The organism is Arsukibacterium sp., from assembly GCF_033721375.1.
Classification (GTDB): Bacteria; Pseudomonadota; Gammaproteobacteria; order Enterobacterales; family Alteromonadaceae; genus Alishewanella.
This window is the reverse complement of the sequence record NZ_JAWWAP010000011.1, coordinates 43,151-57,496: the sequence shown is the minus strand read 5'-3', so window position 1 is coordinate 57,496 and position 14,346 is coordinate 43,151. Positions and strand designations below refer to the sequence as shown.

Here is a 14,346-nt window from a genome sequence, read left to right as displayed (position 1 = left end):
ATGATACGAAATATGAAAAGCAGGGTGAATTGTCTACTTTCAGCATAAAAAAATCCAATCTGATTACACGGGAAGGCTACGATATTCTGGAGCGGGAACTGCGTTATCTGTGGAAGGAAGAGCGGCCGCGGGTCACTCAGCAGGTTGCTGATGCCGCAGCGCTGGGTGATCGTTCAGAAAATGCAGAGTATATTTATGGCAAGAAACGCTTAAGAGAAATTGACCGACGGGTCCGCTTTCTGACCAAGCGCCTGGAGCAGCTGCGGATAGTCTATCCGTCGGCACAGCAGCAAGGTAAGGTTTACTTTGGAGCCTGGGTCGATCTTGAAGATGACAGCGGTGAGGTAAAACGTTATCGGCTGGTGGGGCCGGACGAGTTTGATTTGCGTCTGAATAAGCTTAGCATTGACTCGCCGCTCGCCAGAGCAATACTGGGTAAATCACTGGATGACGAAGTAAAAGTGATTACGCCTGCCGGGGAGCGCTGGTATCTGATCACCGCAATCAGCTATTAGCGCCGGCCAAACGAAATCAGAGTGGCGTTTAAAAAATGTACTATACTTAAACAGGATTTTAGCTTTATGGGAGGGCCTCAAGATGAAATCCCGTCGCAAGCTTTTTTTAATTATTCCGGCAGTGTCATTGCTGACAGCATGCAGTGTTACACCTAAATATGTAATAACACCTGATTACGAGTATATGCACCAGGTTGAGAATTCAGCCCGCTACTATGGGAGTGCTTCCAGAGTGTATTGGGTGAACCCCCCAGTCAAACGCGAACTGCGAGAGGACAGTAAGGCGAACTGAAAAGTTTTGTAACACAGTTTAACCGCCATTGTAGTAACAATGGCGGTTTTTTCGTTTATAGTGAGAAAAAACAACGGAAGCTTGTGTGATGACCAGCCAGGAAACTCTGAAAATTATTGTAGTAGATGATGATTTACGTTTGCGGGCCCTGCTTGAACGCTACCTGGTGGAGCAGGGATATCAGGTGCGCAGCGTTGGCAACTATGAGCAGATGCAGCGGTTGATGGAACGCGAGCATTTTCATCTGGTCGTGCTTGATCTGATGTTACCTGGTGAAGACGGCTTGTCAATCTGCCGTAAGTTACGTCAGCAAAACAATGATGTGCCTATTATCATGTTAACCGCGAAAGGAGATGAGGTAGACCGGATCATTGGCCTGGAAATGGGCGCTGATGATTATTTGCCGAAACCTTTTAATCCACGTGAATTACTGGCGCGGATCCGCGCGGTATTGCGCCGCAAAAGTAAGGATTTACCCGGCGCACCCTCGCAGGAAGAAACCGTTATCAGCTTTGGTCCTTTCACGTTTAATTTAGCCACCCGCGAAATGCGCAAGGGCGACCAGCCGCTGCCACTGACCAGTGGTGAATATGCTGTGCTCAAAGTACTGGTCAGCCATCCGCGGGAGCCACTGTCCCGCGATAAACTGATGAATCAGGCCCGTGGCCGCGATTATTCGGCAATGGAGCGCAGCATTGACGTTCAGGTTTCGCGTTTAAGACGGATGCTGGAAGACGATGCCACTAATCCCCGTTATATTCAGACGGTCTGGGGGTTGGGATACGTCTTTGTGCCAGACGGCAGCATTGCCTGATGCGTTTGCTACCCCGTAGCGCTTTTGGTCAGACTGTATTTTTAATTGGTTTTTTATTACTGATTAACCAATTGGTCTCTTATGTATCGGTAGCGCTTTACTTTATTAAACCGACCACCCAACAAATAAACCATTTAATTGCTAAGCAAATTAAGGTGGTGTTTATTGACGTGGGTCAGAACACACCAGTGCTGTCGGATGAGCTGACCCGCCGTTTCAGTGAAGCCACCGGCATTGAGGTGTATAGCGAAACTGAGGCGATGCAACAGGGCTTGGCCAATGCCCGTTACTACGGTTATTTTTCAGAGCAAATGTCGGCTGAGCTGGATGGCGAAGCCGAGGTGCGGATTGAGCAGGGAAATACCTTTACTTTTTGGGTTAGGCCTCCGCAAGCGCCGGCTTACTGGGTAAAGGTACCGTTATCCGGCCTCGATGAAACCGACTTTTCACCGCTGACGTTTTACTTATTACTAATCGGTATTTTGAGTGTGGGTGGCGCCTGGGTATTTGCCCGCCATTTAAACCGGCCATTAAAGTCATTGCAGCAGGCGGCTTTGCAGGTAGGCCGCGGTGATATTCCGCCACCTTTAAATGCTGATAAAGGCTCAACTGAGATTATTTCGGTGATTCGGGCCTTTAACTATATGGCTGAAGGCATAAAACGGCTGGAGCAGGACAGGGCATTACTGATGGCAGGGGTATCTCACGACCTCCGTACACCCCTGACCCGGATCCGGTTGGCGTCAGAAATGATGGCTGAACCGGACAGCTGGATCCGCGATGGCATTGTCAACGATATTGACGATATGAATGCCATTATTGACCAGTTTATTGATTTTCTGCGCCATCATAAGCAGGAAAGCCTGCAAAGTGTTGATTTAAATGAGTTGATTAACGAGCTGGTCCTGGCAGAGCAGGTGCAGCAACGCCATTTTATCACTGAACTAGACCCGAAGCTGCCGGCTATTATGTTGCGCAAAATAGCGATAAAACGGGTGCTGAATAACTTGCTGGAAAATGCGTTACGCTACAGTGATGGCGATATAGAAATTAGTACCGGCTATGAAAAAAGTCGCAAACAGGTCTATCTGGAAGTCCGGGATCATGGCCCTGGTATTCCTGAGCATAAAATGGAGGCAATGTTTGCACCTTTCACCCAAGGCGATGAAGCCCGCGGCAGTGGTGGTTCAGGCTTAGGGCTGGCGATTATTAAGAAAATAGTCGATGCCCATCAAGGCGGGATCAGTTTATTTAATCATGCCCATGGAGGTCTGGTCGTCAGAGTATATTTGCCGGTTAAAGCAGCTGTGTAATACCTTAACATTTCATTTATTTTGACTTGACTAACAGTGACTTAGTGCTTTCACTTCTTTGCTGCTGTCAACATTTAGTAACAATAAGCAGTTTGTTTCGTTGTTTTTTTACACTGCTATGTCGCAATTCCTTACAATTTCCAAATTACATCCAATTACATTTGTGATAAAAGAATGTGCGCTAAGGCGAGTCAAACGGGCTTGCCAGCCACGCTGCTTATTGTGCAATCCACAGCATAGCAGCGGATGAGCGATGATGTTCCGGTGACTGAGCTTTTTGCTGCACCCTCTGCCGCAGCCAGTCATTGTCTAAAAATATAAAAGTACCTATGCAGTACAAAAGGAGTACACCTTGGGAACCATGAATAAAGCCCTACTGGCGACAGCAGTCAGCCTTGCGATATCAGGCACGGCAAATGCCGGTTTTAACCAGTATCGTGCTGCCTCCGGCCAAAGCGTCCATGAAGTTGTTGGCAATGTAACCGTCAGTCTGAACGAGCAACAGCAAGCTCCAAGCGCCTGGTTTGTTGTTTTAAATGCACCGGCAGCAAGTGCCGCCTTGTCAGAAACTGGTTTTGATCAACAGCGGGCACAGCAGTATGTTGTTCTGGCAGAACAGGCTCAGCAACAAGTCACTGCAGCATTAATGCAGCTGGACACCGATGCGCAAATTCTGACTACAACCAAAAACCTGGCTGCAGGTCTGGTGGTAAATGCTTCTGCCGAAGCATTAGATGCACTGCAGAAAAATCCGTTAGTGGCATCTGTAAAGCCAATGTATGACAGCGAACTGCATGTAGCAGACAGCGCGGCCTATATTAAAGCTGTGCAGACTGTGCAGTCTGGCAAAGCAACCGGTGAAGGCGTGCGGGTAGCAATTCTTGATACCGGTATTGATTACACTCACGCTGCTTTAGGTGGTGCAGGCACCGCAGAAGCTTACAGTGCAGCCCGCGCTAATACCGGAGCGGTAAGCTGGCCTCAGGGCAGTGTTATTGGTGGTTATAACTTTATTAATAATACCCCGAATCCGATTGACCCGGCGAATGAAGGCCACGGTACTTCTGTAGCAAACTCAGTTAATGGTATTGCTCCGGACGTTGATTTTTACGGTTACAAAGTATGTGCTCCAGCTCCGGTGAATTGTACTGGTTTAGCGCAGGTGAATGCGCTGGAAGCCGCAATGGACCCGAACGGTGATGGCAATCTGGCTGACCGGGTTGATATTGTCAATATGTCATTAGGCGGCGACTTTGGTTCTACCCAAACCCAGTCCGGCAGCCAGTTTTTAATTCAGCGCGCAGTTGAATTGGGCGTGAATATGGTGATCTCTGCCGGTAACGATGGCAATGTACCGTTTATTGTTGGTGGGCCAAGTACCACGCCTAATGCCCTTTCTGTTGGTGCCATGACGCATCCTTCTGCTTTAGTTGGCTCTTTCAGCAGCCAGCTAATTGAAGGTGAAGAGGTAGCGATGGTGGCTGCCGGCTTTAATCCGTCATTTGATTTTGCCTTTAATTCTGCTGATACGCCGTTAGTACTGGTACCAGGCGAGTACACTGCCTGTAATCCATTAGCCGAAGACGCTGACCTGACCGGTAAAGCGGTATTAGTGTCACGCGGCGTTTGTGCGTTCTCACAAAAGGTTCTGAATGCGCAGGCCCGCGGTGCTGCTTTTGTTATAATTGCCAACAGTAACCCGGGTGAAGCACCGATTGTCGCTGGCGGTGACGGTACTGGTATAACTATTCCTACGGTGATGATTACCAAGGAAGTCGGAGATGCTGTCAGCGCGATGCTAATGGACGGCATGGAAGTGAATTATGATATTAATTCAGTCGCTAAATCCGGCGCAGGTGCTGTAGCTACTTTCACATCACGTGGTCCGTCAATGAACGGTTTATTGAAACCAGAAATTACTGCTCCGGGTGTGGCAATTATGGTTGCAGAGGCCGGCTCCGGTGATGGTCTCGCACCAGCAACGGGAACATCATTCTCTGGTCCTATGACTGCCGGCGCAACCGCTTTAGTGCGTGGTGCCCTGCCAGAGCGTAATGCTTTTGAAATAAAAGCGACCATGATGAACACGGCCAATATGACCGTGCATCGGGATCCGATAGATATTAACCCTGATGCTGCCCTGGCACCGATAAGTATGATTGGTGCTGGTTTAGTCGACGTTGAAAAAGCGGTAAACAGCCCGGTTGCCGCCTGGGTTTACAATGCTGAGCATAATACCCGCCAGGCTGCGTTGTCTTTTGGCTTGCAGACATTGGCAGAAGCGACCAGCATTACCAAAACAGTGAGTTTGAAAAACTTCAGCAACGAAGCCAAAACCTATTCATTGTCAATCAGTGATCGTTTTGTTGAGAAAACTGAGACAGCCGCACTAAGCTGGCAGCATCCGGCTACTGTTACGGTGCAGCCGGGTCAAACAACTCACTTTGATGTGACGTTAACGGTCGATCCTGCCAAGTTGCCTGAGTTCACCCTGTCAAATGGTATGACCTGGTTAGCCTATATGGCAGCAGAAATGCTCGATCAGTCTGAGTATGATGGTGCTTTAATTTTTAATGATACCAGCACCGACACTGATCATGACCTACACCTGGTGTATCACCTGTTACCAAAAGCGGCTGGTGAACTGGCATTGAGCAGTGAAATGGTAGATGGCGAAGTCGCCACTAAACTGACCAATACCGGCGTCATTGATGTTGAACCTTTTGCTTCAGCACTGGTAGCAACCTCACCGGCTAATGCTGCACTGCAACCGATGCACGATATCCGCGCTATCACCATGGATATCGAAGAAGCGTCCTGGTGTGATACCGGTTATGCACTATATCCAACATTCCACCTGGACGGTGCTATAAATCACCTGCTGCAGGGCAATTATGCGCTGGATCTGGATATCAATGCTGATGGCGTACTGGATTACACCATGAATACCTTATTAGTAACCCGGTTAGGCGCTGCCTACGCTGCTTTCCCTGGGGTAATGGTATCATTCAACACACCTTTTGGCCGGTTGTCAGGTAACCTGGGTGATGTTTACCACTTTGCTGGTGGCAAGCAAGTAACATTAGAGTCATGCTTTGAAGATGTCGGCTTAACTGCGGCCGATATTGGCCGCACGGTGACAGCACGTTTCCGGACCGATACAAACAGCTACTCATTAAATGCTAACTTTATCGCTGATCAGGTTATTACGCCGGTACGGGTAGAGTACTCACCGCAAATCAGTTTAGTGAATGAGCTGAATGTCGCGGATGCTGAAGCTGTTACTACTGCCGCCGATGAAGAAGTTGATAATAATGTCGAGGTGCTAACGCCAGGTCAGTCTGCTTATATTGTGCGGCCTGCTGGTGATAACCGTAACTATGTCATGATGTCAGCTCAGGCAGAGGCGGTAGCCGTCGCTAACTTTGATGCGCCTATTGCTCAGCCGGTGGTTGATGCCGGTCAGACGCTTAGCGTTGCTGAAAATGCTGCTGATGGCACTGTAGTCGGTCAGATTTCTGCAACAGTGGATTTCCGCACGGTAGTAACTGAGTTCGTTACTCTGGCCAGCAGCTCTGATGCCGTTAGGGTTCAGAATGATGGCTCGGTCGTCGTCGCAAATTCAGCGGTGCTGGATTTTGAAGCGGGTATGACTGAGATTCAAATGGAAGTAGCCGCTTTGGATTCAAACGGTAATATGTCTGCGCCGGTAACCGTTACTGTTAACGTCAACAACATTCCGGATGAACAGCCAGCGGTAACGGTTAATCTGACTAATCAGGAAGTGTTGATTGGCAGTGCGGCTGGTACCGTGTTGGGTAACGTTTCGGTTGATGTAAGCGAAGCAGGCGCTAGTCTGGTGTCAGTCAGCACGAACAACCCGTTGTTTAAAGTCGAAAATGGCCAGCTTAAGTTAGCCAGAATGGCGGTTAAATCGGATGTGCGTGTGCATACGGTCACCATTGCTGCAACAGACAGTTCTGGCATGCGGGGCACGGTCAACACTCAGGTAACGGTCAACAAAGGCTCAAGCGGTAGCTTTGGCATCTTTGCCCTGTTGTTACTGCCGTTGGCACTGTTACGCCGTCGTACTAAAACAAACTAAGTTGTTTTAATAAAACTTAGTGAATAAAAAACGCCCCGCAACTGCGGGGCGTTTTTATTATAGCTGATCGCTTATTTGCTGCAGTTCTTCTGCACTGAACTGATATTGCTGATTGCAGTATTCACAGGTCATTTCCAGTTTGCCTTCGGCAATATGTTCACTGAGCGCATCTTTGCCGATGCTGAACAATGCTGTTTCACATTTCTGGCGGGAGCAGCCGCAAACAAAGTTGACGTCCTGCGCCGGGAATAATTCTACCTGTTCCTGATGGAATAACCGGTACAGCATTTGCTCTGCAGGAAGGGTCAGTAATTCGTTACCTGTAATGGTATCGGCTAAGACAACCAGCTCGGCAAAGTCCGCCGCCGCTTTTTCCGGCTCAACCGGCAGTACCTGTAACATCAACCCGGCGGCACTGTTATTGACAGAAATGTCCGTATAAATGTACAGCCGGGTAGGCAGTTGCTCAGACTGGGCGAAATAGCCCTCCAGGGTACTGGTCAGTGTGTCACCGGTAAGGGGGATAATGCCCTGATAGCGTTCGCCCTGGCGTGGTGTAATAGTGACTATCATGTAGCCATTACCGATTAGCTCCCGAAAGCCGCTGCCGCGAAGCTCAGCCTGCAGCCGCACCACGGCCCGGAAATTCTGTAGGTTGTCACCATTTACTGCGGCAAATTTAACCGGACCATCGCCTTGCAACTGCACGGCAATTTCGCCGTCAAACTTCAATGTGGCAGTAATTAAACTGGTGGCAACCACAAGTTCGGCTAACAGCTGTTTCACCGGTAGCGGATAATCATGATTACGCAGCATCTGATCCAGGCTGTCGCTAACCTGCACCAGCTCGCCTCTGACATGTTTTTGCTGAAACAAAAAACGGTGTAACTTATCCGGGTTCATAATGTCTCTCTTACTGCTTAGATTTTAAAAGTAATAACTGACGGCGCATTTTTTTATCTGGTTTAGTATCCGGGTGTGGGGCAAACAGGCTGTTGGTTTTACGTAATTCAGCCCGGGCCAGCCGTTGTTCTGCGCTGGCTGTTGTTTCCTGATATAGCGCCTGCGCCAGTGGCGCTGCTAAACGTTTTTCTGACAACCCCATTACCACAACGGTCTTTTCATCGCTGCCTTGTGCCAGCTTAATGGTGGCGCCAATCTCGACCTGGCGGCTTGCTTTGCAACGCTGGTCATTGTAGTGTACTTTGCCGCCTTCAATCATGCTTTTAGCCAGGGCGCGGGTTTTATAAAACCGACATGCCCAAAGCCACTTATCCAGCCTGATGCTGTCATGTTGCTGTATTTTGGCTTGCGTTGTTGTCATATTTAACCTGTAAGCTGAACTGAATGAGCATTATAGTGCCAAACGACTGGCGAAGCGTAGTGTCGGCATCGTTTTTGCTGTTATTAAGTTGTAAAAAAACCGGCCCGCTCTTGTTGGTAAGCCGACAACTGAGTAAGATGAAACCGAATTTATTATAAGAAAGCTGAAATGAACCTGTCCTTGTCGATGCAAGATTTTAATCGCTACAGCCAGCGTCTGCCGGTCAGTACGTTACGCAAGCTACTGAACCTGGTGCTGGTGCTAATGCTTGCCTGGCTGCTAGCGCGCTTAAGCTGGCAATTAGTGCCTGCTCCGGAATTGGCAGGCCCGGCACCGCTGCAGCAAACTGCGGTATCTACAACGGGTAAAGCGGCAACCTCTGTTGATCAGCTATTGAGTTTTTCTCTGTTTGGTAAGGTAACGGCCGAACCAGAGCAGGCGGCACCTGTGGTGACTGAGGCACCCAAAACCCAGCTCAATGTTAAGCTGACCGGGGTGGTGGCACAACCAGATCCGAACAGTGGCAGCGCGATTATTGAAAGTCGCGGCAATGAAGGTACTTATGCTGTCAACGATACTATCGACGGCACCAATGCAGTATTAAAACAGGTATTAATTGACCGGGTGCTGATTCAGCAGGCCGGTCGTTTTGAAACCCTGATGCTCGACGGTATTGAATATACCAAAATGGCGCAGGCTAATGCCGGCCTGGGACGGGAAGATAACCCCGAGCCCGTGTATGAAAATGAGCTGGTAGCGTTGCCGCAGGCTGAAGCGCCTTCATTAGATGAAAGTGAGTTAGCCGTAAGCCGGGATGAGCTGCTGGCCGAGCCGATGAAATTTTTTGATTATGTCCGGGTGTCACCGCAGCATCGGGATGGCAATCTGGTTGGCTATCGGTTAATGCCTGGCAAAGACCCGGCATTGTTTAATCAGCTGGGGTTGCAGCAAAACGACCTCGCTGTCGAAATAAACGGTATACCGCTTAATGACATGCAGCAGGCAATGCGGGTGATTAATGAGCTCAGAGATGCCAGCGAAGCGGCAATTAAAATAGAACGTGACGGCGAAATCAGAGATATTCTGTTTAGTCTGTCGCAATAAGATAATTAGATAACAATTGGTTAATTTCTCATGATATCAGGTGGTTTTCTCAGGGGTTCAGGACGCGCTATAGCCGGTTTTCTGGCTGGTGCAGTGCTTAGTTTTGCGGTTTTGGCTGATACTGAGCAAGTGCAGTATTCACCTAATTTCAAAGGGACAGATATTAACGAGTTTATCAATATCGTTGGTATGAACCTGAAAAAAACTATCATTGTCGATCCGCAGGTGCGTGGCCGGATTAACGTCCGCAGTTATGAAATGCTTAACGAAGAGCAGTATTACCAGTTCTTTTTAAATGTGCTGGAAGTGTACAGCTTTGCCGTAGTGGAAATGGAAAGTGGCGTTTTAAAAGTTGTCCGTAATAAAGATGCCAAAACCTCTAATATTCCGGTAGTAACGGATGACGAGCCCGGAGTGGGCGATGAAATGGTAACCCGGGTAGTCCAGGTGCGTAACGTGTCAGTGCGGGAACTGGCACCGCTGCTGCGCCAGTTCAGCAATCAGGCCGGTGGTGGCCATGTCGTTAACTATGACCCTTCCAACGTGATTATGATGACCGGGCCAGCGGCGGTGGTAAACCGGATAGTGGACATTATCCAACGTGTGGATAAAGCAGGCGATCAGGAACTGGAGATTTTGAAACTGGAATTTGCTTCGGCCGGTGAAATTGTCAGGATCCTTGAGAATATTTATAAAAGCCAGGGCCGTGCTGAACAGCCAGATTTTTTAATTCCGAAAATTGTCGCCGATGAGCGCACAAACAGCGTCATTGTTAGTGGTGAGCTGCAAGCGCGGCAGCGGGTTATCGAACTGGCCAAGCGGTTGGATGCCGAATTGAAAACCAGCGGCAATACCCGGGTTTATTATTTAAAATACGCCAAAGCCGAAGAATTGGTGCCGGTATTAAAAGGCGTCAGTGAGTCAATTGTTGCAGAAGTGCAGGGTGCTACAGGCGCTGCCGGTGCTCAGGGTGCCAGACGAAGTGCCGGTACCGGCCGGGAAATCAGTATCGAAGCGCATGCCGACAGCAACTCGCTGGTGGTAACCGCCCAGCCTGATATGATGCGCTCGTTGGAAGATGTGATCCGTCAGTTGGATATTCGTCGGGCGCAAGTGTTGGTTGAGGCTATTATCGTTGAAGTATTTGAAGGTGACGGTACCGATTTTGGAGTGCAGTGGCTGAATAAGAATGGTGGCGGTACTAATTTTAGTAATGGTAATACCATTCCTATTGTTAGTGCGGTTGGCGCGGGGCTCCAGGCCAGACCTACGCCCAATCCACCACGGGTTGAACAGTCCACTATTCCTGGGGTGCCGAGCGTAACGGTGCCTGTACCTGATACAGAGGGTAATTATCAACCGGCTGCAGATTTACTGAGTGGTTTAAATGGCGCTTTGTTAGGTTTCGTCCGGGGCGATTGGGCGGCACTGATCCAGGCAGTTCGCACCAGTACCAATTCCAATGTGCTGGCAACCCCGCATATTACTACTATGGATAATCAGGAGGCCTTCTTTCTGGTCGGCCAGGAAGTGCCGGTGATTACCGGTTCGACCACCGGCGCCAATAATACCAATCCGTTTCAGCAGGTTCAGCGCCAGGAAGTCGGTATTAAGCTTAAAGTGACCCCGCAGATTAACGAAGGTAATGCCGTGCAGCTGACAATTGAGCAGGAAGTGTCGAGCATTGGCGGCGCTACCCCGGTAGATATCACTATTAATAAGCGCGAAATAAAAACCACAGTAATGACCGACGATGGTGCCACGGTGGTGTTGGGCGGTTTAATTGACGAAGACGTGCAGGAAAGTGAGTCTAAGGTGCCGTTGCTGGGCGATATACCTTTTTTAGGCCATTTATTTAAATCGACCAGTGTTACCAAACAAAAACGCAATCTGATGGTGTTTATTAAAGCGACCATCGTCCGGGAAGGCTCTGCTATCTCTGGTATTTCGAAAGCGAAATACAACCATATCCGGGCTGAGCAATTGCTGCGAGATGAAGAAGGTATCCGCTTAATGCCAAATACCAGACAGGTGATACTACCGGAGTGGGATGAGTCACTGGCCCTGCCACCGACTTTCGATCGCTTTATGGAAGAGCAGCAACAGCAACCGGCTGAACAACAGCCTGCTACCGGAAGCCGCGACTAATGGAAGGCCTGGTAGCAGAGGAAGAAGTTAAGCCGGTAAGCAGCCGTATCCGGTTGCCGTTCAGCTTTGCCAAACGCCATGGTGTGCTGCTGCAACAGCAGCAGGACGGCTGGCTGCTGTATGTCCAACCGACCACCCGGCCCGAATCGGTGCTGGAAGTGCGGCGTTTGCTGGCAGAGAGTTTTAGCGTGACCTCGTTGTCGGCGACAGAGTTTGAAGCTCTGCTGGAGGCCAGCTATCAGCGTGACTCGTCTGAGGCTCAGCAGCTGATGGAAGATATTGGCAACGAAGTAAATCTGGCATCGCTGGCTGATGATATACCGGAAACGGAAGATTTACTGGAAAATGAAGACGATGCGCCGATTATCAAGCTGATCAATGCGATGCTTGGAGAGGCCATTAAACTCGGCGCCTCAGATATTCATATTGAAACCTTCGAAAAAGCGCTGATCATCCGCTTCCGGGTGGATGGCTTGTTACGGGAAGTACTGCGACCTAACCGGCGCTTATCCAGTTTACTGGTCTCGCGGATTAAAGTTATGTCAAAAATGGACATTGCTGAAAAGCGGGTGCCACAGGATGGCCGGATTAGCTTACGGATAGCCGGCCGGGCCGTAGATGTCCGGGTGTCGACCATGCCGTCCAGTCACGGTGAGCGGGTGGTACTGCGGTTACTGGATAAAAATAACTCACATTTAAATCTGGCTGATTTAGGTATGACGTTAGCAGTACAACAGGCATTCTCCAGACTTATTTTAAAACCCCACGGCATTATTCTGGTGACCGGCCCGACCGGTTCCGGTAAGAGTACTACGCTGTACGCCGGCCTGACGGAAATTAACACCAAAGACCGGAATATTCTGACCGTCGAAGATCCGATAGAGTATGAACTTGAAGGTATCGGTCAGACTCAGGTTAATACCAAAGTCAGTATGACCTTTGCCCGTGGTCTGCGCGCCATTTTACGGCAGGATCCGGATGTGGTGATGGTCGGTGAAATCCGCGACCTTGAAACCGCACAAATAGCAGTGCAGGCCAGTTTAACCGGTCACCTGGTGTTATCTACCTTGCACACCAACACGGCTGCCGGCGCTATTACCCGGCTGGAAGATATGGGCGTAGAGGCGTTTTTACTGTCATCCAGTTTACTTGGGGTACTGGCCCAGCGACTGGTGCGAACCCTGTGCAGTCATTGCAAAGAATTACATGAGCCTGATAAGGAAGAGCGTAATTTGCTCGGTATCAGCAAAAAAGAAGGCCAGCATATTTTCCGGGCCAAAGGTTGTGAACACTGTAACTTTACCGGTTATCGTGGCCGTACCGGCATCCATGAATTGTTGCAGGTTGACGAAACCATTCGCGAGATGATCCATAACGGCAAGGGCGAGCAGTCGATTGAAAAATATGCCCGGGCCCATTGTCCCAGTATCCGGGTGGACGGTTTCAGCAAGGTCCTGGCCGGTGAAACCACGCTGGAAGAGGTATTGCGGGTTACCCGTGAGGATGTGTAATGGCCGCATTTGAATATCTGGCGCTGGATTTACGCGGCAAAAAAAATAAAGGGGTACTCGAGGCAGACAATGCCCGTCATGCCAGGCAGATGTTGCGTGAGCAAAAGTTACAGCCACTGAGTGTTGAGCTGGCATCGCAACAGGAAAAGCTGGTGGCATCGGGCCGAAAGTGGCTTAGCCGGAAAATTTCGGCCTCTGAATTAGCGCTGCTAACCCGCCAGCTGGCGACACTGGTTGAAGCGGCATTGCCGATTGAAAGTGCCTTACTGGCGGTGGCTGAGCAATGTGAGAAGCCGCGCTTACAGAATATGATGATGGCAGTGCGCTCGAAAGTGGTAGAAGGTTATACATTGGCGGAAGGTCTGGCGGAGTTTCCGCATGTATTCGACCATCTGTTTCGCTCAATGGTGGCTGCCGGGGAAAAGTCTGGTCATCTGGAGCAGGTACTGAACCGGTTAGCTGATTATACTGAGCAGCGTCAGCATATGCGCAGCCAGATCCTGCAGGCGTTACTGTATCCGATTATTTTAACCTGCTTTGCGGTACTGGTAATCAGCATCCTGCTGGCAGCAGTGGTGCCGAAAATCGTTGGTCAGTTTGAACATATGGGCCAGTCTTTACCGGGTACCACCCTGTTTCTGATTGCTGCCAGTGATTTTATCCGCAGCTACGGCATCTTAGTGCTGGTTGCAATTATGCTGGCAGCCGTGTTCTGGCAGCGGGCGCTCCGCAAGCCCGAGTTAAAATACCGCTGGGACCGTTTTACATTGCAGCTGGGTATATTCGGTAAAGTAAGCCGGGGCCTGAACACTGCCCGGTTCGCCCGTACCCTGAGTATTCTGAATGCCAGTGCAGTGCCGTTACTTGAAGCAATGCGGATCAGTGCCGATGTGCTGAGTAACAGCTATATGAAAGAAGCAGTTGCCGAAGCAACCGGCCGGGTGCGTGAAGGCACTTCGCTTAGAAATGCGCTGGAGCAAACCAAGATGTTTCCGCCAATGATGCTGCATATGATTGCCAGTGGTGAAAAAAGTGGTCAGCTTGACAGTATGCTGGAGCGGGCCGCCAACGCTCAGGATAAAGAGTTTGAGTCGTTGGTAACGGTATCGTTAAAAGTATTTGAACCTGTGCTGGTATCGGTAATGGCGGGCATGGTGTTATTTATTGTAATGGCAATATTACAGCCAATTTTGGCGTTAAATAATATGGTAGGTGGATAA

Annotated in this window: 10 protein-coding genes; 8 read left to right on the top strand and 2 right to left on the bottom strand. The window is 49.6% G+C overall.

What is annotated here, in order from left to right:
- Positions 1 to 29 precede the first annotated feature (29 nt).
- The 4 genes from greB to R3187_RS16520 all read left to right on the top strand — a co-directional run bounded on the left by greB (position 30) and on the right by R3187_RS16520 (position 7,039).
- On the top strand, positions 30 to 515 hold the full coding sequence (greB, locus tag R3187_RS16535; RefSeq protein ID WP_413229038.1) for a transcription elongation factor GreB: 486 nt from the start codon (positions 30 to 32) through the stop codon (positions 513 to 515).
- A gap of 380 nt (positions 516 to 895) precedes the next feature.
- On the top strand, positions 896 to 1,621 hold the full coding sequence (ompR, locus tag R3187_RS16530) for a two-component system response regulator OmpR (protein WP_141397766.1): 726 nt from the start codon (positions 896 to 898) through the stop codon (positions 1,619 to 1,621).
- A complete protein-coding gene (gene envZ / locus R3187_RS16525) occupies positions 1,621 to 2,934 on the top strand; it encodes a two-component system sensor histidine kinase EnvZ (RefSeq protein WP_318968165.1) in 1,314 nt (437 codons plus the stop codon). Before ompR ends, envZ begins: the two co-directional genes overlap by 1 nt.
- A 361-nt stretch (positions 2,935 to 3,295) precedes the next feature.
- Positions 3,296 to 7,039: a S8 family serine peptidase gene (locus tag R3187_RS16520; protein ID WP_318968274.1), complete on the top strand. Its 3,744-nt coding sequence runs from the start codon at positions 3,296 to 3,298 to the stop codon at positions 7,037 to 7,039.
- A gap of 57 nt (positions 7,040 to 7,096) precedes the next feature.
- On the opposite strand, the gene hslO is transcribed toward R3187_RS16520, so the two are convergent.
- A complete protein-coding gene (gene hslO / locus R3187_RS16515; protein ID WP_413229037.1) occupies positions 7,097 to 7,942 on the bottom strand; it encodes an Hsp33 family molecular chaperone HslO in 846 nt (281 codons plus the stop codon).
- Between the two features lie 10 nt (positions 7,943 to 7,952).
- Entirely contained in the window at positions 7,953 to 8,363 is a 411-nt protein-coding gene (gene hslR, locus R3187_RS16510; RefSeq protein WP_318968164.1) for a ribosome-associated heat shock protein Hsp15, read from the bottom strand.
- 168 nt (positions 8,364 to 8,531) lie between these two features.
- Between hslR and gspC the strand changes: the two genes are divergently transcribed.
- The 4 genes from gspC to gspF are packed head-to-tail and all read left to right on the top strand — an operon-like array spanning position 8,532 to position 14,346.
- The gene (gspC, locus tag R3187_RS16505; protein ID WP_318968163.1) at positions 8,532 to 9,467 is read left to right on the top strand and encodes a type II secretion system protein GspC; all 936 of its coding nucleotides are present in this window, start codon (positions 8,532 to 8,534) and stop codon (positions 9,465 to 9,467) included.
- A 30-nt stretch (positions 9,468 to 9,497) separates the two neighbouring features.
- Positions 9,498 to 11,615, top strand: a complete 2,118-nt coding sequence (gene gspD / locus R3187_RS16500) for a type II secretion system secretin GspD (protein WP_318968162.1) — start codon at positions 9,498 to 9,500, stop codon at positions 11,613 to 11,615.
- Complete coding sequence (gene gspE, locus R3187_RS16495; RefSeq protein ID WP_318968161.1) at positions 11,615 to 13,126, top strand: type II secretion system ATPase GspE; 1,512 nt, start codon at positions 11,615 to 11,617, stop codon at positions 13,124 to 13,126. Before gspD ends, gspE begins: the two co-directional genes overlap by 1 nt.
- A complete protein-coding gene (gspF, locus tag R3187_RS16490; RefSeq protein ID WP_318968160.1) occupies positions 13,126 to 14,346 on the top strand; it encodes a type II secretion system inner membrane protein GspF in 1,221 nt (406 codons plus the stop codon). The genes gspE and gspF overlap by 1 nt, the downstream gene beginning before the upstream one ends.